The 23,455-nt window shown below is 69.7% G+C and carries 19 protein-coding genes and 2 tRNA genes; 6 read left to right on the forward strand and 15 right to left on the reverse strand.

Going from position 1 to position 23,455, the window contains the following annotated elements:
• Nucleotides 1–1,178: 1,178 nt before the first annotated feature.
• The 11 genes from ASF49_RS12155 to ASF49_RS12205 form a co-directional block, all read right to left on the reverse strand.
• A tRNA-Gly gene (locus tag ASF49_RS12155) sits at nucleotides 1,179–1,252 on the reverse strand.
• A 71-nt stretch (nucleotides 1,253–1,323) separates the two neighbouring features.
• A tRNA-Tyr gene (locus tag ASF49_RS12160) sits at nucleotides 1,324–1,407 on the reverse strand.
• 68 nt (nucleotides 1,408–1,475) lie between these two features.
• Entirely contained in the window at nucleotides 1,476–3,296 is a 1,821-nt protein-coding gene (gene recJ, locus ASF49_RS12165; RefSeq protein ID WP_056473035.1) for a single-stranded-DNA-specific exonuclease RecJ, read from the reverse strand.
• Nucleotides 3,297–3,399: 103 nt separating this feature from the next.
• Nucleotides 3,400–4,797: an NAD(P)(+) transhydrogenase (Re/Si-specific) subunit beta gene (locus tag ASF49_RS12170; RefSeq protein ID WP_056473039.1), complete on the reverse strand. Its 1,398-nt coding sequence runs from the start codon at nucleotides 4,795–4,797 to the stop codon at nucleotides 3,400–3,402.
• Between the two features lie 3 nt (nucleotides 4,798–4,800).
• Nucleotides 4,801–5,250 (reverse strand): proton-translocating transhydrogenase family protein, encoded by a 450-nt coding sequence (locus ASF49_RS12175; protein WP_056473042.1) that lies wholly within the window; start codon nucleotides 5,248–5,250, stop codon nucleotides 4,801–4,803.
• Between the two features lie 17 nt (nucleotides 5,251–5,267).
• The gene (locus ASF49_RS12180) at nucleotides 5,268–6,407 is read right to left on the reverse strand and encodes a Re/Si-specific NAD(P)(+) transhydrogenase subunit alpha (RefSeq protein ID WP_056473045.1); all 1,140 of its coding nucleotides are present in this window, start codon (nucleotides 6,405–6,407) and stop codon (nucleotides 5,268–5,270) included.
• Nucleotides 6,408–6,477: 70 nt separating this feature from the next.
• Nucleotides 6,478–6,771 carry an aa3-type cytochrome c oxidase subunit IV gene (locus ASF49_RS12185; protein WP_056219345.1) on the reverse strand — a complete coding sequence of 98 codons (294 nt, stop codon included), beginning with the start codon at nucleotides 6,769–6,771 and terminating at the stop codon, nucleotides 6,478–6,480.
• A 124-nt stretch (nucleotides 6,772–6,895) separates the two neighbouring features.
• Nucleotides 6,896–8,260, reverse strand: coding sequence for an ABC1 kinase family protein (locus ASF49_RS12190; RefSeq protein ID WP_056473049.1), 1,365 nt, complete (start codon nucleotides 8,258–8,260; stop codon nucleotides 6,896–6,898).
• Nucleotides 8,261–8,334: 74 nt separating this feature from the next.
• Nucleotides 8,335–8,754 (reverse strand): type II toxin-antitoxin system death-on-curing family toxin, encoded by a 420-nt coding sequence (locus ASF49_RS12195; protein WP_056473051.1) that lies wholly within the window; start codon nucleotides 8,752–8,754, stop codon nucleotides 8,335–8,337.
• Nucleotides 8,751–8,975, reverse strand: coding sequence for an AbrB/MazE/SpoVT family DNA-binding domain-containing protein (locus ASF49_RS12200; RefSeq protein WP_056473056.1), 225 nt, complete (start codon nucleotides 8,973–8,975; stop codon nucleotides 8,751–8,753). Before ASF49_RS12200 ends, ASF49_RS12195 begins: the two co-directional genes overlap by 4 nt.
• A gap of 58 nt (nucleotides 8,976–9,033) precedes the next feature.
• The gene (locus ASF49_RS12205) at nucleotides 9,034–10,908 is read right to left on the reverse strand and encodes a M3 family oligoendopeptidase (protein ID WP_056473059.1); all 1,875 of its coding nucleotides are present in this window, start codon (nucleotides 10,906–10,908) and stop codon (nucleotides 9,034–9,036) included.
• A 299-nt stretch (nucleotides 10,909–11,207) separates the two neighbouring features.
• On the opposite strand from ASF49_RS12205, the gene ASF49_RS12210 reads away from it, so the two are divergent.
• From ASF49_RS12210 to ASF49_RS12230, 6 genes are all read left to right on the forward strand, one after another.
• Nucleotides 11,208–12,701: a sigma-54-dependent transcriptional regulator gene (locus ASF49_RS12210; protein ID WP_056473064.1), complete on the forward strand. Its 1,494-nt coding sequence runs from the start codon at nucleotides 11,208–11,210 to the stop codon at nucleotides 12,699–12,701.
• 99 nt (nucleotides 12,702–12,800) lie between these two features.
• On the forward strand, nucleotides 12,801–14,906 hold the full coding sequence (locus tag ASF49_RS12215; RefSeq protein WP_056473067.1) for a L,D-transpeptidase family protein: 2,106 nt from the start codon (nucleotides 12,801–12,803) through the stop codon (nucleotides 14,904–14,906).
• Nucleotides 14,907–15,195: 289 nt separating this feature from the next.
• A complete protein-coding gene (locus ASF49_RS12220; protein ID WP_056473070.1) occupies nucleotides 15,196–16,653 on the forward strand; it encodes a DUF882 domain-containing protein in 1,458 nt (485 codons plus the stop codon).
• Between the two features lie 690 nt (nucleotides 16,654–17,343).
• Entirely contained in the window at nucleotides 17,344–17,505 is a 162-nt protein-coding gene (locus ASF49_RS23655; protein ID WP_156652991.1) for a hypothetical protein, read from the forward strand.
• Nucleotides 17,506–17,710: 205 nt separating this feature from the next.
• On the forward strand, nucleotides 17,711–18,844 hold the full coding sequence (locus ASF49_RS12225) for a YncE family protein (RefSeq protein ID WP_243214297.1): 1,134 nt from the start codon (nucleotides 17,711–17,713) through the stop codon (nucleotides 18,842–18,844).
• 8 nt (nucleotides 18,845–18,852) lie between these two features.
• Entirely contained in the window at nucleotides 18,853–19,131 is a 279-nt protein-coding gene (locus tag ASF49_RS12230) for a hypothetical protein (protein WP_056473077.1), read from the forward strand.
• Nucleotides 19,132–19,240: 109 nt separating this feature from the next.
• On the opposite strand, the gene ASF49_RS12235 is transcribed toward ASF49_RS12230, so the two are convergent.
• From ASF49_RS12235 to ASF49_RS12250, 4 genes are all read right to left on the reverse strand, one after another.
• On the reverse strand, nucleotides 19,241–19,714 hold the full coding sequence (locus tag ASF49_RS12235; protein ID WP_056473079.1) for a MucR family transcriptional regulator: 474 nt from the start codon (nucleotides 19,712–19,714) through the stop codon (nucleotides 19,241–19,243).
• Nucleotides 19,715–20,016: 302 nt separating this feature from the next.
• A complete protein-coding gene (locus ASF49_RS12240) occupies nucleotides 20,017–21,300 on the reverse strand; it encodes an NTP/NDP exchange transporter (protein WP_056473089.1) in 1,284 nt (427 codons plus the stop codon).
• Between the two features lie 80 nt (nucleotides 21,301–21,380).
• A complete protein-coding gene (locus ASF49_RS12245) occupies nucleotides 21,381–22,115 on the reverse strand; it encodes an NADPH-dependent F420 reductase (protein WP_056473083.1) in 735 nt (244 codons plus the stop codon).
• Nucleotides 22,105–23,034: an aldo/keto reductase gene (locus tag ASF49_RS12250; RefSeq protein WP_056473086.1), complete on the reverse strand. Its 930-nt coding sequence runs from the start codon at nucleotides 23,032–23,034 to the stop codon at nucleotides 22,105–22,107. Before ASF49_RS12250 ends, ASF49_RS12245 begins: the two co-directional genes overlap by 11 nt.
• Nucleotides 23,035–23,455: the final 421 nt, after the last annotated feature.

Raw genomic sequence — 23,455 nt, forward strand, 5'->3', positions numbered from 1 at the left:
CGTGCGGGCAGAGGTCGTGTCCATCGTGACGGAGCCCTCAGGATAAGCAGACATCGGTTCCCATCCATCCGCAGGCGCTGACGCGAAACAGGGCAGATCTGTCCCAATTCGCGGCAAGTTTCGGCGTCCGATTATCATTTAGCAGAAACCAGGCTAAATGTCTCGTGAACCATACGAATAGAATACGACAATGCAGCGGCACCATTCGGCACAAAACTTCCGGATTTTGTATCCGGCAGCAACGAACAGGGACGATATTTCCTAAATCCGAACTAGACCTGTAAAGCATCTTTCAAATGTCCGGATCCGATCCCTCGTTTTCATGACAAACTACATTTCCAAAGATGAGTTTGCAGCTATAACGGTCATCATAAGTAATCCCGTTGAAACATCGATGGCATGGACGGCGATGCGCGAACATCCGCTGTGCCTGTTTTCGAGAGATCAGGAATCAGGGCCGCCGGGTGAGGCCGATAAGGAAGCCGCAGCGGGCCCTGTTTGCCGCCGGGAAGACAGCGGGACCGGACAGACCAGGACAGGATTCGCTCGACGGGGCAGCGAGATCGGATCGGGCGCCCGTTGCATCTCGGACCATGTCGGGTGCTGCGGGGCACGAGCCCGCGGCGGACCCAGCAGGCTGGCTCCGGGCCGGGCCGATCGGGAGGATCGGCCAGAACGAACGGCCCTCGACAGGACGCGCGGTCGGGAGACCGATGTGGAGCAAGCAGTTCCGACGCTGCACCAGATCGCAGGGCGGACGGCGCAGGGCAGACGTCTGGCGCTATCCTGCAGGGGAGCGGAGAAGAGGTCTCATCGCCGGTGAAGGGGTATGGGGGCCTTCAGGTTGATCGGGCTTGCCGGACGAGGGATTCGGAGCGCGAGCACGCCCGTTATACGGCGGACCTGTCGCTGGCGGGTCAGGCCCTGCCGGACGTTGCCGCAGTAAACCGTTCGCTCCCGAGCGGCCCCGGCAGGCCGCAGATGAGATCCATGAGACGCACGGTCCCTCGGGTTCGGCGATTGGTTTTCGGGCCGGGTCCTGCCCCGGGCCTCCGGCGGCGCCACGCCGGCCGAAGCGCGCCCCTGCTCGGCTCGTCCGGTGCTTCTACGGGCTCGATCGATCGCCCTCGTGCACCGCGAGGGGTTCGCTTCACCGCTTCGCGGCGTCACTGCGAGATTGGAGCGGGTACCGGGAATCGAACCCGGGTATTCAGCTTGGAAGGCTGCTGCTCTACCATTGAGCTACACCCGCATCGCCGACCTTCGTAGCAGGTCACCGAGGCTCGAGACAGCCCGAACGGGTTCGGGATCTCGGTAAAGGTTTGGTGGGGGAAGTAGGACTCGAACCTACGAAGCTTACGCAGCGGATTTACAGTCCGCCCCCTTTGCCGCTCGGGACATTCCCCCAAACCGGCCGCCTCTCGACGGCGCGCCGTCCTTATGATGACCGCCCGACGCCGAGTCAACCGCGTCGCTCAATCGAAATACGCGAGATCGCAGATCCGCATTTGTGCCCTCTCGGCGCCGCGCCAGGTGTCCACCGAGAGCGTGCCGGCGACGTGCACTTCGCGGCCGATGCCGGAGAGGAGGGCCTGTCCGAGCGGCCCCTGCGCGGCCCGGAACGCGATGGCGCCGATGGCCTGGCCGTCGCGGCTCCGCAGGCGGGCCCGCACGTGCCCGTTACCCACGACCGCGGCATCGACGATGCGGTGGCGCGGCAGAACGAAGGTCGGCTCCGGGGCCGCCGATCCGAACGGGCCGGCCCGGTGGATCGTGCGGACCAGCTCGGCGGTGACGCCGCCCGCACTCATCGCGCCGTCCACCAGGAGCGCTTCGACTGCCCGCGCCTCGCTGACGGGCGCGGCCAGGGCGGCCGCGAGGTGATCGCGAAAGCGCGTGACATCCGGACCCGGCAGCGTGACGCCCGCCGCCATGGCGTGGCCGCCCCCCTTCAGGGCGAGCCCCGCCTCGACCGCCGTGCGGACCGCCTGCCCCAGATCGGCGCCCACGATGGAGCGTCCCGAGCCGGTCGCGGTGCCGTCGGGCCGGAGGGCGAAGGCGAAGGCCGGGCGGCCGAAGCGCTCCTTCAGGCGCGCGGCGATGAGCCCGACGACACCGGGATGCCAGTCGGCGGATGCGGTCACCAGCACCGGATGCTCCGGATCGAGGCCGAGGGCGCGGTCCATCTCGGCTTCGGCGGCGGCGACCGCCTCCGCCTCGATGACCTGCCGCTCGCGGTTGAGCCGGTCGAGTTCCGCCGCGATCCGTGCGGCCTCGGCGGGATCGGCGGTGGTGAGGAGCGTCGCGCCGAGGCCCGCATCCCCGATCCGGCCGCCGGCATTGATGCGCGGGCCGACGAGGTATCCGAGATGCCAGGCCTCCGGCGGCTCGTTGAGGGACGCGGCGTCGAGGAGGGCGGCGAGGCCGACGCGGCCCCGGGCGCGCATCACCTTCAGCCCCTGGACCACGAAGGCGCGGTTGAGGCCGGTGAGCGGGACCACGTCCGCGACCGTGGCCAGGGCGACGAGGTCGAGGGACTCGGCGAGATCGGGCAGGCGGTCGGCGAAGGCGGCCTCCCGGCGCAGGCGCCGGTTCAGGCCGACCAGGGTGAGGAAGACGACGCCGGCGGCACAGAGATGCCCGAGGCCGGAGAGGTCGTCGAGGCGGTTCGGATTCACCAGGGCGTGGGCTGGCGGCAGGTGCTCGGGCGCGCCGTGATGGTCGAGGACGACGACGTCGAGGCCGAGCGCCGCGGCGGCCTCGAGGGGGGGGTGCCCGCTCGTCCCGCAATCGACGGTGACCAGCAGGCTCGCGCCGGCCGCGCGCAGGGCCGAGACGGCGGCGACGTTGGGGCCGTAGCCCTCGGTGATCCGGTCGGGAATATGGATCTGGACGGTCAGGCCGAGCCGGCGCAGGTAGCCGGCCAGGAGGGCGGCGCTGGCCGCGCCGTCGACATCGTAGTCGCCGAACACCGCCACCCGCTCGCCGGCCACGACCGCACGGGCCAGCCGATCGGTGGCGGCCGCCATGTCGACCAGGCAGTCCGGGTCGGGCATCAGGTCGCGCAGCCGCGGGCGCAGATGCGCCTCGGCCTCGGCCGGTCGGATGCCGCGTCCGGCCAGGACGCGGGCCAGCAGTTCGGGCAGGGCATGCGCCTGCACCATGGTCGCCGCATGGGCCTGGAGGGCCGGATCGGCGCAGCGGTCACGCCAGGGCCGGCCGAGGACCGAGCGGCTGACGTCGAGGAACGTGCGGGGCACGTCGAGGGCGAGGGCGGCTGACACGGGGCGGATCATAGCGCCATGCGCGGCGCAGGGCTGCATCCCAAACGACAAAGGGGCCGGCGAACGGACGCCGGCCCCGCCTGATCTGTGCCGCGGGCCGTCGCCCGCATCGGCCTCAGAGGTTCTTGACGATGCTGTCGACCACCTTCTTCGCGTCGCCGAACAGCATCATGGTGTTGTCGCGGAAGAACACCTCGTTCTCGACGCCCGCGTAGCCGGAGCCCATGCCGCGCTTGATGAAGAGCACGGTCTTGGCCTTCTCCACGTCGAGGATCGGCATGCCGTAGATGGGCGAGGCCTTGTCGGTCTTGGCGGCCGGGTTGGTGACGTCGTTGGCGCCGATGACGAAGGCCACGTCGGCCTGCGGGAAGTCGCCGTTGATGTCTTCCAGCTCGTGAACCTCGTCGTAGGGCACGTTGGCCTCGGCGAGCAGCACGTTCATGTGGCCGGGCATGCGTCCGGCGACGGGGTGGATCGCGTACTTCACGTCCACGCCCTCCTTCTTGAGCAGATCGACCATCTCGCGAAGGCTGTGCTGGGCCTGGGCCACCGCCATGCCGTAGCCGGGCACGATGATGACGCGCTCGGCGTTCTTCATGATGTAGGCCGCGTCGTCCGCCGAGCCCTGCTTGACCGGACGGGTCTCCACGGCGCCGCCGGCCGCCGCGGCGGTATCGCCGCCGAAGCCGCCGAGGATGACCGAGATGAACGACCGGTTCATCGCCTTGCACATGATGTAGGACAGGATCGCACCCGACGAGCCGACCAGCGCGCCCGTGATGATCAGCGCGAGGTTGCCCAGGGTGAAGCCGATGCCGGCCGCGGCCCAGCCCGAATAGGAGTTCAGCATCGAGACGACGACGGGCATGTCGGCGCCGCCGATCGGGATGATGAGCAGCCCGCCCAGCACGAAGGACAGGACGACGATCAGCCAGAAGATCGCCTTGCTCTCGGTACCGATGAAGATCGCGATCAGCACCACCAGGGCGATGCCGAGGGCGATGTTGATGGCGTGCCGCTGCGGCAGCATGATCGGCTTGCCGGACATGCGACCGTCGAGCTTGGCGAAGGCGATGACCGAGCCCGTGAAGGTGATGGCGCCGATGGCCACGCCGAGGGCCATCTCGAACAACGACTCCTTGTGGATGTGGCCGTTCTCGAGGATGCCCACCGCCTGCGGGGCGTAGAGGGTCGCGGCCGCGCCCATCACGGCCGCGAGGCCGACGAGGGAGTGGAAGGCGGCGACGAGTTGCGGCATCGCCGTCATCGGCACGCGCTTGGCGATCACCGCGCCGGCACCGCCGCCGATGCCGAGGCCGAGCAGCACGAGGATCCAGGCGCCGAGCCCGGCCGGCGGATGGCCGACCAGGGTGGTGAGCATGGCCAGCCCCATGCCGATCATGCCGTACAGGTTGCCCTGCCGCGACGTGGTCGGGTGCGAGAGGCCCCGCAGCGCCATGATGAACAGGACGCCGGAGACGATGTAGAGAAGGGATGAGACGTTCTGGGACATGTCTCAGGCCTTCTTCTTGTACATGCCGAGCATGCGCTGGGTGACGAGGAACCCGCCGAAGATGTTCACGCTGGCGAGGATGATGCCGACGAAACCGAAGAAGCGGGCCCAGCCGGTGCCGTGCTCGACGTAGGGAACGCCGGCGGCCAGGAGCGCGCCGACGATGATCACCGACGAGATCGCGTTGGTGACGGACATCAGGGGGGTGTGGAGGGCCGGGGTCACCGACCAGACCACGTAGTAGCCGACGAAGATCGCCAGCACGAAGATCGCGAGCTGGAAGACCGTGGGGTCGACGGCGCCGTGGGTGACGGCGCTGAGGCCGTGGCCGAAGCCGTCGGCGTATTTCTGCGCCTGGAGCGCGTGCTGCTGCGCGATGTCGGCAGCGGTTCGGGCCGCGGCGGCGGCGGCGCGCGCCTGCTCGGCGGCCTGATCGGGGGGAAGCGTGGCCATCGTATCCTCCGGCGGGATCAGGATTTGGGCTGGAACGAGGGATGCGAAACCTGGCCGTCGCGGGTCAGGTTGGTCGCCTTGACGAGCTCATCGTCCCACTTGACCGCCAGGGTCTTGGCCTCCTTGTCGATCAGCGTCTCGACGAAGGCGTAGAGGTTGCGGGCGTAGAGGCTGGAGGCCGTGGCCGCGAGGCGGCCGGGCACGTTGAGGTGGCCGACGATCTTCACGCCCTTGTCGGTCGTGACGACCTCGCCGGCCTTGGCGCCCTCGACGTTGCCGCCGCGCTCGACCGCGAGATCGACCAGGACCGAACCCGGCTTCATCGAAGCGACCATCGCCTCGGAGACGAGCTGCGGGGCCGGACGCCCGGGAATCAGCGCCGTCGTGATGACGATGTCCTGCTTGGCGATGTGGGTCGTGACGAGGTCGGCCTGCTTCTTCTTGTACTCGGCCGACATCTCCTTGGCGTAGCCGCCGGACGTCTCGGCCTGCTTGAACTCCTCGTCCTCGACGGCGACGAACTTCGCGCCGAGGGACTCGACCTGCTCCTTGGTGGCGGGCCGCACGTCGGTGGCGGTGACGACCGCGCCCATCCGGCGCGCCGTCGCGATCGCCTGGAGGCCGGCGACGCCGACGCCCATGACGAAGACGCGGGCCGCCGGAACCGTGCCGGCCGCGGTCATCATCATCGGCATGGCACGGCCGTACTCGGCGGCGCCGTCGACCACGGCGCGGTAGCCGGCGAGGTTCGCCTGCGAGGAGAGCACGTCCATCACCTGGGCGCGGGTGATGCGCGGCATCAGCTCCATGGCGAAGGCGTCGAGGCCGGCCTCGGCCATCGCGCCGAGTTCGGCCTCGTGACCGTAGGGATCCATGATGGCGACGACGGTGGCGCCGCGCTTCAGGAGCCCGATCTCGTCGGAGGACGGGCGCCGCACCTTCAGGACGAGGTCGGCCGAGCCGGCCGCGTCACTGGCCGAGCCGGCGATGGAGGCGCCGGCGGCCTCGTACTCGGAATCCGGAACGCCGGCCTTGAGGCCGGCTCCCGACTGGACGGCGACCTCGGCCCCGAGGCCGATGAATTTCTTGACCGTCTCTGGCACCGCCGCGACCCGCGGCTCCGCGGGATCGGTCTCCGATAATACAGCGATGCGCATGCAGGAATGCTCCTTAAAGGACGGCCCGAAGGCGACCCGCAAAATCAGTCAAGAAATGTTCGGACAGGGATCAGGCGAAGGCGAGGTACAGGGCCAGCAGGATGCCGACCGCCAGGGGCGCTTTCCAGCCGATCGCGGGCGCGAGGGCGCCCACCGCACCGGCGATGCCCGACAGGATCACACCGAAGATGGCCGTCAGCCACGCCTCGCGGATGCCACCGACCGCCAGGGCCAGCACCCAGCACAGCACGACGCCGGTGCCGATCTCCACGAACCGAACGAAGCCGCGATAAGTCTGCTCGTGGGTCTTCTCATCCATCGCCGGGCTGTAATGCGCGCCGGACACGGTCTTGGTATCGGCCATCTTGTGGGCGTCCCCTTGGGCGTCGTCTTGATTTGTTCCAAGGGGATTTAGCGCAAGCCAAGGTCGCTCGCAATCGACATGCGCGCTCTGCAATCGGCGCAAACGGCTTTTTATTGCCACGCTTTCAAGCCGGCAACGCAAGTCCCGCCGTCGTCAGCGCCTCGCCCTGGCGAGATTCGAGCTCCGCCAGGGAGAATCGATCGATCTCGGCCTCGAACAACCGGTGGTAGTTCAGCTCCGACCGGAGATGGAGGAAGACGGCGCCGAGACCGACGGCGGCGCGGTCCATGAACACGAATTCCTGCGGGATCGTGACGGGACCGCGCGCCTTGAGGGCCTGGTGCACTTCGAAGGCCTGGCGCCGCCCGTACTCGCCCGGCTTGACGCCGTCGGCCACCGTCCGGGTCCGGTCCTCCAGGATCGGCCCGTAGATGAAGCGCGCCCAGATGTTCAGGATCTCGACGAGCTCCTTGTTGAGGTTCTTGAAGCCCCAGGTCTCGTAGGCGTGGACGATCCGGGCGTTGTCGTCGGTGAGCAGGCCCCGGTACAGGTCGACGACGCCCCCGACGAAGCGCGGATGGAAGATCCGCACGCAGCCGTAATCGAGCAGGTTGATGCCCTGGGCTTCGCCGTCCTCCGAGAAGACCGTGTAGTTGCCGAGATGCGGATCGCCGTGGATGACCGCCGCGCGGCTGAAGGGATGCCACCAGGCCTTGAACATCGACTGGGCCAATCGGTTGCGAATCTCGACGGGCGCCTCGGCGAAATCGAGGATTCGCTGGCCGTCGAGCCAGCCGAGGGTCAGCAGGCGTTTGGTCGAGAGATCCTTGTGGATGGCCGGGACCCGCACCGCATCGACGTCGCGCAGGACGTTCCCGTAGAGGACCGCGTGCTTGGCCTCGCGCTCGTAATCGAGTTCCTCCCGCACGCGGGCGCCGATCTCCTTGGCGATCTCGCGGGTGTCGAGCCAGGACGACATCCGGCGGTGGAGCGCGAAGGCGACCTCGAGCTGCTTGAGGTCGGCCTCCACGGCCGATTGCATGTCCGGGTACTGGAGCTTGCAGGCGAGCCGGGTCCCGTCGAGGGCGGTGGCGCGGTGGACCTGCCCCAGGGAGGCGGCCGCGGCCGGCTTGAGGTCGAAGCTCTGGAAGCGGGCCTGCCAGTCGGCCCCGAGCTCGGCCATCATGCGGCGCTTCACGAAGGCCGCGCCCATCGGAGGCGCGTCGGCCTGGAGCTTCTGCAGCTCGGTGGCGTATTCGGGCGGCAGCAGGTCCGGCACCGTGGCCAGCAACTGCGCCACCTTCATGATCGGCCCCTTCAGGCCGCCGAGGGCCTGCGCCAGGGCCGCGGCGTTGGTCGGAGCCTCCTTGCCGCCGAACAGCTTCGCGCCGGCCATCCGCGCCGCCACCCCACCGACATTGGCGCCGACGCGGGCATAGCGGCTCGCGCGGGCGGAGAAGCGGTTGGCTTCGCGATCGGTGTCGGCCATCGGTATCCTTCAACGCGTCGGGAAATCCTTACCCCGAGATAAGCGCGTCGGCCCGGCCTGCCAGGGCGGCGGGCTCATGGGTCGCGGCTCGGCGCCGCGGGCGTCGGCCAGTTGTCACGGATCCAGCGGGCGAGGCCCGCCTCCTCGATCTCGCCGGCCGAAAGGCCCCTGATCATGACCACGGCCTCGGCCTCGTCCACCAGGAAGTCGATGCCGTTCAGCCCGAGGAACGTGATCAGGGACAGGAAGGCCGCGCGCTTGTTGCCATCGATGAAGGAAGGATTCGTCGCGATCCCGAAGGCATAGGCGGCGGCCAGCTCGGCCAGATCGACCGAACCATAGGCGGCGCGGTTCACCGGCCGACCGAGAGCAGATTCCAGAGCGCCCGCGTCGCGCAGACCGCTCGGCCCGCCGAACAGTCTGAGTTGGCGGGCATGGATCGCCTGGACGAGCTCGCTCGTCAGCCCGACGATCTCGCTCTCCGATTCACTCACTTCGCGAGTTCTGTCAGCGCGTTGCGGTAAGTCTTCATCGCGCGCTCGGCGATTTCCATTCCCTTCTCGAAGGTCGGATCGAGGGGGGACAGCCGTACCGAACCGTCGGCGTTCTCGGTCACCGACAGCCAGTCGCCCTGAGCCAGGTTGAGTTTTCCCAGGAGCTCCCGCGGCAGGATCAGCCCCGTCGAATTGCCGATCTTCTTGACTTCGAGTTTCATGGGACGCCGCCTTCCGTTGTACAGAATGTACAACGGAAGGCGGCGAGCGCTGAGGGTCTCACCCCTCCATCGCCTCCAGCTCGGCGATCATGCCCTCGATCATCGACAGGCCGATCTGCCAGAAGCCCGGGTCGCGGGCGTCGAGGCCGAAGGGGGCCAGGAGTTCGCCGTAGGGCCTGGCGCCGCCGGCCGAGAGCAGGGCGAAGTAGCGGTCCACGAAGCCGTCCTCCGCCTTGGCATAGACCCCGTAGAGCGAGTTCACGAGGCAGTCGCCGAAGGCATAGGCGTAGACGTAGAACGGCGAGTGGATGAAGTGCGGGATGTAGGCCCAGAACGGCTCGTAGCCCGCATCGAGGGTGATCGCCGGCCCCAGGCTCTCCGCCTGCACCGACATCCAGAGCCCGTTGATCTGCTCGGCGGTCAGCTCGCCCTGGGCCCGGGCGAGATGGACCTTCCGCTCGAAGGCGTAGAACGCGATCTGGCGCACCACCGTGTTGATCATGTCCTCGACCTTCGCCGCCAGCATCGCGCGGCGCTGGCCCGGACTGGCGGTCGCGGCCAGGAGGCGGCGGAAGGTCAGCATCTCGCCGAAGACGCTGGCGGTCTCGGCCAGGGTCAGGGGCGTCGGCGCCATCAGGGCGCCGTTCGGACCGGCGAGGACCTGATGCACCCCGTGGCCGAGCTCGTGCGCGAGCGTCATCACGTCCCGTGGCTTCCCCTGGTAGTTGACCAGCACGTAGGGATGGGCGGAGGGAACGGTCGGATGCGCGAAGGCGCCGGGCGCCTTGCCGGGCCGGGTCGGCGCGTCGATCCAGTTGCGGTCGAAGAACGTCCGGGCGATGTCGGCCATGCGCGGCGAGAAGGCCTGGTACGCATCGAGGACCGTGTCGCGGGCCTCGCTCCAGGGAATGGTGCGCTGGTCGACCTTCGGCAGGGGCGCGTTGCGGTCCCAGTAGGGCAGCGCATCGCGCCCGAACCACTTCGCCTTCAGGCGGTAGTAGCGGTGCGACAGGCGCGGATAGGCCGCCTGGACGGCCTCCACCAGGGCGGCGACCACCTCGGGCTCGACCCGGTTCGAGAGGTGGCGCGCATCCGCCACGTCCTTGAAGCCGCGCCAGCGGTCGGAGATCTCCTTGTCCTTGGCCAGCGTGTTGGTGATCAGCGTGAAGGTGCGCAGGTTGGCGCGGAAGACCTCGCTCAGGGCGCCCGCCGCCTCCTTGCGGATGGCGCCGTCCGGATCCTGAAGCTTGTTGAGGGTCGGCTCCAGGGTGAGCTGCTCGCCCTGCACCGAGAAGCGCAGCGCGGCGATGGTGCCGTCGAAGAGGCGGTTCCACGCCGAGCGCCCCGTGACGGACTTCTCGAGGAACAGCTTCTCGGTGCGGTCGTCGAGCTGGAACGGCTTCTCGCGCCGCAGGTCCTCGATCCAGGGCGCGTAATGCGCGAGCGGGCCGGCGGCCATCGCCCGGTCCATCGCCGCGTCGGGGATGCGGTTCAGCTCGAGGGCGAAGAACAGCAGGTGGCTGGAGGCGGCGGTCAGGCGCTCCTGCGTGTCGCCGTAGAACTTCTCGCGCAGCTCGTCGGTGGTGTCGCCGGAATAGACGAGGCCCGCGAAGGACATCAGCCGCCCGAGCAGGTCCTCGATGCCCTCGTAGGCCGCGACGGCCGCGGCGAGGTCGGCCGAGGCCTCGGCGCCCTCGGCCATCGCCAGGAGCCGGCCGGCATAGCGCTCGGAGAACCCGGCGCAGTCCGCCTCGGCGCGCGCGAGGTCGGCGGCGAAGTCCGGCGAATCGATCCCCGCATAGAGGTCCGTCAGGTCCCATTCCGGCAGGACGCCGAGATCGGCCGCGTGCGCGGCGGCCCTGGCGGCGCTGGCCCCTTCCGCATGCGCGACGATGCCGGAACGAGTGGCATGGGCGACGGCTCGGCTCGGCATGATGATCTGGTTTCCTCTGGGCGCGGTGAGTGCCGTGCGCGGTGATATCGAGTGCAGGGCCCCTCCGATCAATCCGGAACCGGCAGAATCCTGAGGGCCGAGACGGTTTGTCAGGGGGCGGCCTGCCCGGTTCCGAGGTCCGGCGGCCGCCGCGCCCGGAAAAGTCGGATCGTCGTTAAGCGCGGCTTTACGCTCTTGGGCCACCCTACGGTTCGAAACGAAACACGCCGGCGGAGACGGCGCCCGGACGACACCCCGTCGCCGGCCACCGCACCGCTTGCGAACAGCGAGGCTGCCCCATGTCGACAACGGTCCTGATCGTCGACGATGATCCCGTGCAGCGCCGCCTCGCCGAGGCGATGGTCCGGCGTCTGGGCTTCGAGGCGAAGGTGGCCGAGAGCGGCGAACAGGGCCTCGCGACGCTCCGGTCCGGCGACGCGATCGACGTGGTGCTCCTCGACCTCGTCATGCCCGGCGGCCTCGACGGCCTCGGGGTGATGGCCGAGATGCGCAAGACCGGCCTCGACGTGCCGGTGATCGTGCAGACCTCGAACGGCTCGATCGACGCCGTCGTCACCGCCATGCGGGCCGGCGCCACCGACTTCGTGGTCAAGCCCGCCGGGGCCGAGCGCCTGCAGGTCTCGATCAAGAACGCCCTCAAGGTCGACCAGCTCGAGGAGGAGGTCCGGCGCATGCGCCGGCGCGCCTCCGGCGCCCTCACCTTCAAGGACCTGACCTCGCGCAGCCCCGACATGGAGCGGGTGATCCGCCTCGCGGAGCGGTCGGCCAAGTCGAACATCCCCGTGCTGATCGAGGGCGAGTCCGGCGTCGGCAAGGAAGTGCTGGCCCGGGCGATCCAGGGCTCCGGCGACCGGCGCGGCAAGGCCTTCGTCACCGTCAATTGCGGCGCGATCCCCGACAACCTCGTCGAATCCACCCTGTTCGGCCACGAGAAGGGCGCGTTCACCGGCGCCACCGAGCGCCACGTCGGCAAGTTCGTCGAGGCCTCGGGCGGGACGCTCTTCCTCGACGAGATCGGCGAACTGCCCCTCGACGCCCAGGTGAAGCTCCTGCGCGCCCTGCAGGAGGGCGAGGTCGACCCGGTCGGCGGCAAGCGCGCCGTGCGCGTCGACATCCGTTTGATCTCGGCGACGAACCGCTCGCTCCTCGACCTCGTGAAGCAGGGCCGGTTCCGCGAGGACCTCTACTACCGCCTCAACGTCTTCCCGATGACCCTGCCGCCCCTGCGCGCCCGCCGCGAGGACATCCCGGACCTGGTGCGCTCCTTCTGCGCGCGCTTCGCCGCCGAGGAGGGCAAGAAGGTCCGGGCCATCACGCCCGAGGCGATGGCGCTGCTCACCCGCTACGGCTGGCCCGGCAACGTCCGCCAGCTGGAGAACGCGCTGTTCCGCGCGGTGGTGCTGGCGGATGGCGACGAGCTCACCGTCTCCGAGTTTCCCCAGATCGCCGCGCAGGTCGAGGGCTTCGACATCCGCATCCCCGCCGCGCCGGTCCAGCCCATGGTCCAGGGCGGGGCGCCCGAGCCCGTGCGCGAGATCGTCCGGGTGGAGGTGCGCGATCCGCACGCCATGAGCCTCGTCGCCGAGGAGACCGGCGAGATGAAGACCATGGAGGGGCTCGAGGCGGAGATCATCCGCTTCGCGCTGCAATTCTATCGCGGCCGGATGTCGGAGGTGTCGCGCCGCCTCGGAATCGGCCGATCCACCCTCTATCGCAAGCTCAAGGACCTCGGCCTCGCGGACGAGGACAAGGTCGACGAGGCCGCCGCCTGACGATCTTCCTGCGGTGAGCGTGTGATTGCGCACGCGCCGGCTTGATCCGAGTATCCTAATCCCACCGGCCGGCACGGTCGGTTCCGAGGAGTTGCCATCATGGGCGTTTCGCGCTCCGCCTCCGTCGCGCTGTCCGCCCTGCTGGCGGGCTGCGTCGGCTACGGGGCTCACGCCCAGGTTCCGGAGGCGAAGGTCCCCCAGGCCCAGGTCCCAGAGGCCCAGGCGCCCCAGGCCGAGCCGCCGCCGGCGCAGGCCTCGGACACGCCCGCCCCGACCCCGGTGACGCGAAACGCCTCGGTCGATCCGGGGGCGGCAACGCCGGTCAGGCCCGACCCCGCCGCGAACGCGTCGAACCCGGCTCCGGCGACGGGAGCGGACGCGAACGCCGCCGCTCCGGGAACGCCGCCCGCGAGCGAAGCGGCGGCACCGCCGCCCCTGCCGAGCGACCCGCAGGCCGCGGCTATCGCCACCCGGCTCGCCGATTCCGCTCCCCTCCTCGCCAGGCTCTCGACCAAGGACCGCGAGGCGATCCAGGCCTTCTACGCGCTCGGCGCCTTCAAGCCGGTCTGGATCGTCGACGGCAGCCTGACCCCGGCGGCGAAATCCGCCGCGGCGCGCCTGGCCGCCGCCGGCGAGGACGGGCTGGCGGCCTCGGCCTACCCGGTGCCGGTCCTCGGAACGCAGGGCGCGACCGAGGCCCAGATCGCCGAGGCCGACCTCAAGCTCTCGGCCGCCGTGGTGCTCTATGCCCGTGATGCCCGCGGCGGACGCATCCATCTCGCGAGCGTGTCGCGCCTGATCACCCCCGCCCTCGACCTGCCGGCTCCGGAGGCCGTCCTCGCCCGCATCGCCTCCGGCGGCCCGTCGGCCGGAGCGCTGCTCCAGGGCTACAACCCGGCCCAGCCGGGCTACCTCGCCCTTAAGGCGCGCCTCGCGACGCTGCGCGGACGCGGGCAGACCCCGGCCGCGCCCAGCGTGCAGCTGCCGCCGGGACCGGTGCTCAAGCTCGGCATGACGGACCCGCGCGTCCCGGCCCTGCGCAGCCGCTTCGGCCTCGAGACGCGGACGGCCGGCACCCTCGACGCCGCGCCGGGCCATCCGGACACCTACGATGCCGGCGTGGTCGCGGCGGTGACCGCCTTCCAGCGCGCGCGGGGCCTGCCCGCCAACGGTGCCCTGACGGCGCAGACCGTGGCCGCCCTCGCCCGGCCGGAGGCCGCGGCGCGCACCGACGACGCCGAGGCCGCGCTCATCGTCAACATGGAGCGCTGGCGCTGGCTGCCCTCCGACCTCGGCCGCGACTACGTCATGGTCAATATTCCGGAGTTCCGCGTGCGGGTTATCCGGGACGGGCGCCAGCGCGACGAGGCGCGGGTGATCGTCGGCAAGACGGAATCGCCGACGCCGATCTTCTCGGGAATGATGGAATACGCCGTCGTCAATCCGTCCTGGAACGTGCCGCCCTCGATCCTCAAGAACGAATTCCTGCCCGGGCTCGCCCGCGACCCGAACTACGCGGCGCGCCGCGGCTACGAGGTGGTCTACCGCAACGGGAACGTCTCGGTGCGCCAGCCGCCGGGCGAGCGCAATGCCCTCGGGTTCATCAAGTTCATGTTCCCGAACAACCACGCGGTCTACCTGCACGACACGCCCAACCGGACCCTGTTCTCGTCCGCGCATCGCGCCCTCAGCCACGGCTGCGTGCGGGTCGAGGACCCGTTCCGGTTCGCCGACGCGGTCCTGCCGGAGGCGTGGTCGAGCGAGCGCCTGAAGAAGCTCATCGGCAAGGGCGAGCGCCAGATCCGCCTGACCGAGAAGCTGCCGGTCCACCTCGCCTACTTCACCACCTCGGTCGACGAGGCCGGGACGGTGCGCACCCTGCCCGACCTCTACGGCTACGATTCGCGCATGAAGGTCGCCCTGGGTCTCAGCCCGGGCAGCCTCCTCGTCGCCCGCGGGACCGACGGCAAGACGCCGGATGCCCGGCGCGCCGCCCAGAAGAAGCCGGCCGTGACCGCGCGGACGGGCTCGATCCTGACGGGCACGCCGAAACCGATGGCCGAGGTGCGCCGTCCGCGCGTCCGGGAGGTGAATTCCGACACCGACGCGGCGACCCGCACCACGGCGGCCCGTCCGCCCGCCGATTTCGGCGAACCCGACCTCTGGACGCCGCGTCCGGGCCGGCCCTTGAACGGCTGGTGGTAGGCGGTGGGGCGGCCGGCGGCTCGACGTACCCATTCCGGGTCCCGGCACCGTCTCGGGATCGTGCCGCGAGGAAGAAAATCCGCCCTGTGCGTCGGCGCACACCGGGGCACGATTTTGCCACGGTTGAGACTTAGCCGTTAACGCATGGGCGGAGACGCGTCGAGGATACGGTAAACCGGACGTTTACGGTTTTCGGCAACCTTGCGTTCACCACGATCCGTGCCCCGCGCGCGACTGGGTAGAGGGTGAGACCACGGTGAGTGAGCTTCTGCGACGCGGCCGTTCGGTCATGCGCCTCTCCGTCCCGAAGCGCACCGGGCGCCTTGCCGTCATCGCAGCCAGCTTCGGCCTCGCCCTGGTCGGTGGAACCCGCGGCACCCAGGATGCCGTCGCCAACGGCGACACCCGGACCATCTCGATCTATCACACCCACACCAAGGAAAGCCTGACCGTCACCTTCAAGCGCGACGGACGCTATGACCGGGCCGCCCTCGAGCAGCTGAACTGGCTCCTGCGCGACTGGCGCGCGGACGAGCCGACCAAGATGGATCCCCGGCTGTTCGACACGGTGTGGGAGGCCTACCGCTCGGTGGGCTCCCAGCAGCCGATCAACGTCGTCTCGGCCTATCGCTCCCCCGGCACCAACGCGATGCTGCGGCGGCGCTCGCGGATGGTCGCCGAGTACAGCCAGCACATGCTCGGCAAGGCGATGGACTTCCACCTGCCCGACGTCTCGATCGACCAGATCCGCGCCGTGGGCATGCGGATGCAGCGCGGCGGCGTCGGCTGGTATCCGCGTTCCGGCACACCCTTCGTCCATCTCGACGTCGGCTCCGTCCGGTCCTGGCCGCGCATGACGCACGACCAACTGGCGCGCCTGTTCCCGGACGGCAAGACCGTTCACCTGCCTTCCGACAACCGCCCCCTCCCCGGCTACGAGCTCGCCCGCGCCGAGATCCTCTCGCGCGGCGGCACCGTCCTCGGCGTCACGGAAGTGGCGCAGATGGACGAGGATGACGGCCCGAGCATCAAGGGGTTCTTCGCCAGCCTGTTCGGCGGCGGGCGGGCGCAGGAGAGCGCGCCGCCGGTCCAGGCGGCGGCCAAGGCGCCCGAGCGGACGCGGGCCAAGCCGGCGCCGGTCCTGGTCGCCAGCGCCGATCCGGAGGACGCGGTCGGCGCCCGCGCCGCCCTCGCCTACGCGGCGCCCGCCACCGACGAGGCGCTGAAGGGCAATCTCCTCCGCCGCGACGGCCGCAATGCGCAGAGCCTGCTGACCGGCGAGGCGCCGGCCGAGGCGGCGACGCTGGCATCGGAGCCCGTCGCCTCCATCGCCCTGCCGCTTCCGCCCCGGCGTCCGTCCGAATTCGCCGCCGTCACCGCCGCCCTCACGATGCCCCTGCCCCCGCAGCGGCCTGCCGTGCAGGTCGCTGGCCTCGGCAATGCCGGCATGGCCAATCTCCCGCCGACGCCCGTGGCGGCACGGCCGGCGCTGGTTCCGGCCAATGCCGAACCGCGCCTCCAGTTGCGCGCCCTCTTCGTCGCCGCGGCGGCGGACGCGGAACCGGCGAGCCGCGCGGCTCCGGTGAGGCTCGCAACCGCCAAGGCGAAGCTGGACGGCGCACCGACGGCGATCGTCATGCCGCCGGCCGGCGTCGCCACCCGATTCTCCGCCCGCAGCCCCGGCGACGACCTCGCGGCCTCCCGCTTCAGCAGCTCCGCCACCCGCACGGTCCCCGGCGCCCGCTGAGCCGAGATCCAGCGCGATCCGGTCGTCCCCACGACCGCCGTCGGCCGGTGCGCTCCCGACCTACGCCCCCGATCGGAAGCGACCGCGAATTGCGGCGCGCGATGGCCCGCCGGCCGCGCCGGCGGCCGGTCGGACCATGGCTTTCGGCGACGCCATCCGGAACCGGGTGCAGGCCCCGCGATCGGCGAGCCGTCGCACCATAATGCCTGGGATCGATCCAGAAACGGTTTCGATTGCCACCCGACCCGAAGGGTCGAACCGTAGAGGCCTGTCGCCAGGCAAGATAAAGCAGAGACCAGTACCCTTGCTATCTCGTCTTGAATTCAATATCAGGACGCAAGCTCAAATTGCATCGAACAACGCGGCATGATCTTCGCCTCTGGCCTCGTCGGGATTATTGTTCCCCCATACGCGATGGCAGGTCTGCAAAATCTTGTGATGGATCCTTCCATCGAAATCGGCCGTTACTTTCGCCGATGCGGCCACTGACCTGACGGTCTGTTTGATTTGGCGACCGATCGAGCGGTGCCTGTACGTATTTTATCGCGTGCGGAAGCCACTTCGATCCCCCAAATGGGGTATGCGGGCTGTCCTTCCTTTGGCGGACAAGAACCGCACCCAGCCACTGGGAGACTCTGGCAATCGTAGGATGAGGACCGCGATGGCTCCAGGACGAAAGGGAGGCGGTTCGTGATGGTCACCATCAGCGTCAGTTGCCTGCTGGCCGGCGTCGCCCTCGCGGCGGCCGCGCAGACCACGACACGTCGGCGTGCCGCCCTCGAATGGGCTGGCGGCACCCTGCTGATCGCCGGCCTGGGGCTTCTGGGCGCGGGTCTTCGCCTGTTCCGATAGATCCTCGCCAGATCCGAGCGGGCCGGGATGCTCGCTCGAAGCGGCGTGGCGAGGGGCCCGGCACCCGTCGATGCCGTGAGCGAAACCGGCGCAGGGGCGGGACGTCGTCGTCGTCGTGACGCCGTCGCCGAGATTTGCGGGACCGTCGCCCTATCTGCACGGCATGATCGCTGCGCCGTTGCACCGCTACCGAATGGCCGCTTTCGTGGCCCTCGCCCTTTTGGTCCCGGGGTCGACCCGGGCCGACGCGCCGGCCCTTCTGCTGGTGGGCCTCGACGGCAAGACCTTCTTCGAGCCGGATGGCGGCCGCAACGGGCCGAATGGCCAGGACGCCGTCGGCATCGTCGACGTCAGCGACGAGGCCCGGCCCCGGCTCGTGCAGACCCTGCCCCTCGACAATTCCGTCTACGGACCACCGACGAACCTTCGGATCACGCCCGATGGCAAGCTCGGCCTCGTGGCGAGTTCCGTCCTGATGCGTCAGGAGGGAGCGGCTTGGTATGCGCAGGCCGACGACCGGCTGCACGTCATCGATCTGTCCGCCAGCCCGGCGCGCCTGGTCGAGACCGTCACGGTCGGCCGCCAGCCCTCCGGCCTCGCCATCGCGAAGGCCGGCGACCTCGCCCTCGTCGCGAACCGCGAGGGACGCAGCGTCACGGTCCTGACGATCCGGGGCACCGAGGTGCGGCCCGTCGCGACCGTCGACGTCGGCGACGAGGCCGCCGCGGTCGCGTTCGCGCCGGACGGACGACGGGCCTTCGTGGCCAAGAACAAGGCCGGGCGCATCGGAATCCTCGCCATCGCGGGAACGCAGGTGCGCTACGAGCGCGACCGGGACATGCCGGTGGGACCGGGCGTCTATGGGCTCGACGTGACGCCGGACGGATCCCTGGCGCTCACCGGCAATACCGGACCCGAGCCGAGTGACGGCCACGCCGATACAGTGAGCGTGATCCGCGCCGATGGCCCGCGCCCCCGCGTGATCGATCATCTCGGCATCGGCGACACGCCCGAGGCCCTGGCGATCGCGCCGGACGGCCGTCATGCGGCCGTCTCCGTGGTCCGCGGTGCGAGCGCGCCGCGCAGCAGCCCCGCCTACACGCCCACCGGCGCCGTCGCCCTGCTGACGATCTCCGCGGACGGCGTCCGTCTGGCGTCGACCGCCGAGGCGGGTGCCGTGACCCAGGGGATCGCGTTCAGTCCGTCCGGAGGCCACGTCTATGTCGGAAACTACGTCGACCGGACCCTGGGCGTCTATCGCGTCGCGGGCGACAGCCTCGTCGATACCGGCACCCGATTGGCGCTGCCCGGCCAGCCCGCTTCCCTGGCCGGACGCTAGGATCCGCCGTGCGGGCCGGTCGCGCCTCGGCCTCGCCACCCGCAGCCGGCTCCGGCGGTGACGGGGCCGCGCGGCCGCCCCGGAGCGTCCACTATGTCGGCTTCCGTGACGACCGATACTGGAACGCCTACCGCGTCTTCGGCGGGCCCCGGGTGATCCACCGGCGCTGGGACTTCTACGCCACGCGCGACGTCGGCCCAGACGATGTCGTGATCTTCGCCGAAGGCGACGAGTCGCAGCCGGTCGCCGACCGCAATGCGACGGATCTCGACGAGCGCTGGCTCTAGCAAGACATGAAAAAGCCTCGCAGCGGGGCTGGCGAGGCGGGTCGGCTGGACCGACGAAGCTCCGCGCCATCGACGGACACGGAGCTTCGACACGGCGTGGAGCGGTGGATCAGGCGGCCTGCTTGCGGCCCTTGGCCTTCGGCTGCACGTCCTCGTCCTCGTTGCGGTTGGCGACCTGGCCGAGCCCGATGGACTTCGCCAGTTCCGAGCGCATCGCCGCGTAGGACGGGGCGACCATGGGGTAGTCGGCCGGAAGGCCGTAGCGCTGGCGGTAGCTGTGCGGATCGAGGCCGTGGCTGCTCAGGTGCCGCTTCAGCGTCTTGTAGCTCTTGCCGTCGAGGAAGCTGATGATGCCGTCCGGCATGACCGACTTGCGGATCTGCGCGGCCGTCGGCTTCTCGGGCGCGATCTCCTCGGCGGTCTGCGCGACGCCGCTGACCAGGCCGTTGAGGGCAGCGTGCACACTGCGGATCAGGTCCGGGAGATCGGTGGGCCGGACAGGATTGTTCGACACGTAAGCCGCAACGATGTCGGCTGCGAGATCGACGAAGTCGGTCGTTTGAAGTTCGGTGCTTTCGGACATGCGTACTTTTCTTTTCCCTGTGCCCCCAAGGCACCAGATCGCCCATCCGTAGACATTTATCAAGCGCCAACGGACCATTTGATCGATTTACATGCCAGACATGCACATCACAGATAAGAGATGTGCACAACAGAGGCGCTGCAGAAAGGCACGTACTGGGGATTATTGCTATTGTCGTCAGGCAGTTCGGCCGACACAACCATCGGGTCGGCGTCGATAGACCGGGCATCGTCCATGCCGGCCCCGCTCGACGACGAATCACGGCGCTCCCCGCTTGCTTGCGGGGAGCCGCTCGACCGTCGCTACCCGCCCGTCCGGCTCGGGTCCTGAAGGATTTCTTCCTGTCGCCGCTGACGCTCCGCCTGCCGGCGCCCGAGCCAGAGGCTGTTCAGGAGCCAGGCGAGGGACAGCGGCACCGCCGTCACGGCGACGGCCGTCGCGCCGAGCCCGAGGGCCGCGATCCCGGCGAACGACCAGGCCCCGACCTGGTCACCCACGCGGTAGACCACCGTGTCGATGAAGTTCTTCGCCTTGTAGCGATCCTCCCGCGGCACGACGGTGAACAGCACCTCGCGGATGGGGCGCGCGATGGCGAAGTTGCCCGCCCGGCGCAGGACCTGGAACACCACGATGGCGGTGATCGTCGGCGACACGGCCAGCGCCGCGAAGCCGAGGATGCTGGCCGCCGGCAGCAGGGCGAGGCTTGGCCCGACGCCGATGCGCCGCACGATCCGGCCGGTCAGGAAGAACTGCACCCCGAGCGTGAGCACGTTCACCAGGAGGTCGACGCTGGCGAAGAAGGCCGTCTGCGCCCCGCGATCGGGGAAGCTGCGCTTGGCGATGCCGGCCTGCTCGAAATACAGGAAGGTCGAGGTGATCGAGAACAGCAGCAGGAACAGGCCGATGTTGAGGAGGTAGGGCGACCGGAAGGTCCGGGTGATGCCCGCGAAGGCGCTGCCGCCGATGGCCTCGGCGGGCGCGGCCTCGCCGCCCCCTGGCGCCTGGCGCAGGCGGTCCGACAGCCGGGCGAGGCCGCGCATGCTGAACACCGCCGCCTCGAGGAGCAGGGCCGCGCCGATCAGCAGCGCCCAGGTCGGCACGTCCCGGGCCAGGATCGCCGTGGTGGCCGAGCCCGCGATGGCGCCCAGGGTCGCGCCGGCCGCGATGAAGCCGAACAGGCGCTTGCCCTGCTCCGTCGAGAAGACATCGACGATGGTGGCCCAGAACACCGAGACCACGAACAGGTTGAAGATCGACAGCCAGATGAAGAAGGCCCGGCCGATCCAGATGTCGCCCTCCGGACCCGCGAGGTAGAGGCCGGCGGCGAAGACCAGGATGTTGGCCGCGAAGAACCGGTAGGTCAGCGGCACGAAGCGCGCCCGCGGCAGGGTCTTCACCAGCCAGGCGAAGGGCACGTTGAGGGCCAGCATGCCCACCAGCGTCCCCGTGAAGAGCCAGGGCAGGTTCTCGATGCCGCCGGCCACGCCCATCTGGTCGCGGATCGGGCGCAGGACGTAGTAGGCCGCCAGGATCGAGAAGATGTAGGCCCAGGACCAGGCGAGCGCCGGCGCCTCGCCCGGCCGCACGTCGACGAGACGCCCGAGCCAGGTGGAGGCAGGCCGCTCCGCCGGCGCCTCGGGCGAAGCGCCGGCGGCGGTTTCCCCGCTCAAGGCGTGACACCGAAGCGCGCGCGCAGGTCCGGGGCGGTGAGTTCGAGGCCGAAGCCGGGCGAGCCCATGGCGAAGCTGTCGGCCGTTGCGAGCGGCCCGACCACCACCGGGTCGAAGCCCGCATCGGTGACGAGCTTCGACACCTCGGCCACGGCCTTCGGGTCGTCGCCCGCGAGGGGGATCGCCATCCGGCCGCCTTCGCGATGAGCGTTCTTGGCGAACAGCTTGTAATTGGCCGCGTTGAAGGCCCGGACGATGCGGGCGCCGGCCAGGTACTTGGCCGACACGGCGGCGATGCCGCCGGCCTGGACCTCGCCGTAGACCTCGCCGTCGCGGGCCTGGGTGGCGTTGCCGGCATCGATCACGATCTTGCCCTTCAGGGCGGCGCCATGATCCAGCGCTATCTGCGGATAGGCCTTGTAGGGGACGGCGACGAGCACGACGTCGCCGAAGGCAATCGCCTCGGCCGGAGTCCCGGCGCGGGCATTGGGTCCGAGGCCCTCGACGAGGCTCTTCAGGTCCTCCGGGTGCCGGGAGGACAGCATGACCTGATGGCCGGCCCTGGCCCAGAGACCGCCGAGGGTGCCGCCGATATTGCCGGCCCCGATGATGCCGATGCGCGCGGGCTGGGACGGCGCCTGCGCCCAGGCGGACCCCGCGAAGGCCACGGCCAGGGTCGCGCCGGCGGCGAGCGCGAGGATCGCGCGGCGGGTCAGGGGGTCAGAGTGCATCGACGAAGGCCTCCATGCGGGTGCGCTGTGCGGCGTCGGGCAGGCGCCCCCGAGCGGCGCCGAGGTTGTCCTCGACATAGGCCGCCTTGGCCATGCCGGGGATCGGGCAGGTCACGGCCTCGTGCCCGAGGACGTATTTCAGGAAGAATTGCGGCCAGGTCGCGCAGTCGAACTCCGCCGCCCAGGGCGGTAGCTCGCGCCCCTGCACGGCCTTGAACAGGCGGTCGCGCCCGAAGGGCACGTTGACCATCACGGCCATGCCGCGCGCCTTCGCCAGGGGTAGGATGCGCGCGGCGGCGCCGCGGTCGTCGAGGGCGTAGTTCACCTGGATGAAGTCCAGGGTCTCGCGCGCCATCAGGGCTTCGAGATCCGCGAGCTGGCTGTCCCGCCAGACCGTCGCGCCGAGGTAGCGGATCTTGCCCTCGGCCTTCAGCCCGCGCAGGGTCGCGAGGTTGGCGTCCGGATCGATGAGGTTGTGGACGGCGATGAGGTCGATCACCGTCGTCTTCAGGCGCTGGAAGGATCGCGCGATCTCCGCCGCACCGGCCTCGCGGCCCGGGGTCCCGACCTTGCTGCACAGGAACACCTTCTCGCGCAGGCCGTCCTGGCCGAGGATCAGCCCGAGCACGTCCTCGGCGGTGCCGTAGCTCGGCGCGGTGTCGATCACCCTCCCGCCGAGCGACACGAAACGCTGCACCGCCTCGCGCAGCGGCGCGATCTTCTCCGGGGTCGGCTCGACTTCGTAGCGCCGCGAGGTGCCGATCCCGATCACCGGCAAGGTTTCGCCCGACGAGGGAATCGGCCGGCGCAGCAAGCCCGTGGACGTCGCAGAATCGGCGATCGCGGGACGTCCCGGCCATGCGACCGAGAGGGGCAGCAGACCGGCACCGGCGAGCACGGCGCGTCGTGAGAGATCCATCGGGGCCTGAACTCCAGCGAAGTCGAGCGTCCGTGACATCTAGGGCCGCCGCTCGGGCTTCGACATGTCCGGGAGCGGACGGATTTTTCGGTTCGACGCTCCCGAGGCCGGCCGAAAACCCGCGGCGCGGCCGACGAGGGCGCGGAAAGGCCCGCGAGGGCAGGCGGGCGGGCGGGCCTGGCCGCGGCATCGGCAGAACAAGGCTCGTGCGGTGGCGCACCCTGTGGATTTCGGGACATCCGCTGCAGCAGACGTGGCGGTGAGAATTGGAACAGGGCCGAAAACGAAAGCTTAAGCATGCCGCTTAACGCTCGATAAGCACGAAGGACCTACCGATGAACTGAAGTCAATTTTACCATTCACCGAGACCGTGTGATGACGATCTATTACGTCGACGCATCTTCGTCCGCAGCGAGCGACC

The sequence above is a fragment of the Methylobacterium sp. Leaf104 genome (genome assembly GCF_001422885.1).
GTDB lineage: Bacteria > Pseudomonadota > Alphaproteobacteria > Rhizobiales > Beijerinckiaceae > Methylobacterium.

Excerpts from the sequence above, each read along its gene's own strand:
- recJ (WP_056473035.1), bottom strand. The coding sequence starts at position 3,296 with ATGATCCGCCCCGTGTCAGCCGCCCTCGCCCTCGACGTGCCCCGCACG.
- ASF49_RS12170 (WP_056473039.1), bottom strand. The coding sequence starts at position 4,797 with ATGTCCCAGAACGTCTCATCCCTTCTCTACATCGTCTCCGGCGTCCTG.
- ASF49_RS12175 (WP_056473042.1), bottom strand. The coding sequence starts at position 5,250 with ATGGCCACGCTTCCCCCCGATCAGGCCGCCGAGCAGGCGCGCGCCGCC.
- ASF49_RS12180 (WP_056473045.1), bottom strand. The coding sequence starts at position 6,407 with ATGCGCATCGCTGTATTATCGGAGACCGATCCCGCGGAGCCGCGGGTC.
- ASF49_RS12185 (WP_056219345.1), bottom strand. The coding sequence starts at position 6,771 with ATGGCCGATACCAAGACCGTGTCCGGCGCGCATTACAGCCCGGCGATG.
- ASF49_RS12190 (WP_056473049.1), bottom strand. The coding sequence starts at position 8,260 with ATGGCCGACACCGATCGCGAAGCCAACCGCTTCTCCGCCCGCGCGAGC.
- ASF49_RS12200 (WP_056473056.1), bottom strand. The coding sequence starts at position 8,975 with ATGAAACTCGAAGTCAAGAAGATCGGCAATTCGACGGGGCTGATCCTG.
- ASF49_RS12205 (WP_056473059.1), bottom strand. The coding sequence starts at position 10,908 with ATGCCGAGCCGAGCCGTCGCCCATGCCACTCGTTCCGGCATCGTCGCG.
- ASF49_RS12210 (WP_056473064.1), top strand. The coding sequence starts at position 11,208 with ATGTCGACAACGGTCCTGATCGTCGACGATGATCCCGTGCAGCGCCGC.
- ASF49_RS12215 (WP_056473067.1), top strand. The coding sequence starts at position 12,801 with ATGGGCGTTTCGCGCTCCGCCTCCGTCGCGCTGTCCGCCCTGCTGGCG.
- ASF49_RS12220 (WP_056473070.1), top strand. The coding sequence starts at position 15,196 with ATGCGCCTCTCCGTCCCGAAGCGCACCGGGCGCCTTGCCGTCATCGCA.
- ASF49_RS12235 (WP_056473079.1), bottom strand. The coding sequence starts at position 19,714 with ATGTCCGAAAGCACCGAACTTCAAACGACCGACTTCGTCGATCTCGCA.
- ASF49_RS12245 (WP_056473083.1), bottom strand. The coding sequence starts at position 22,115 with ATGCACTCTGACCCCCTGACCCGCCGCGCGATCCTCGCGCTCGCCGCC.
- ASF49_RS12250 (WP_056473086.1), bottom strand. The coding sequence starts at position 23,034 with ATGGATCTCTCACGACGCGCCGTGCTCGCCGGTGCCGGTCTGCTGCCC.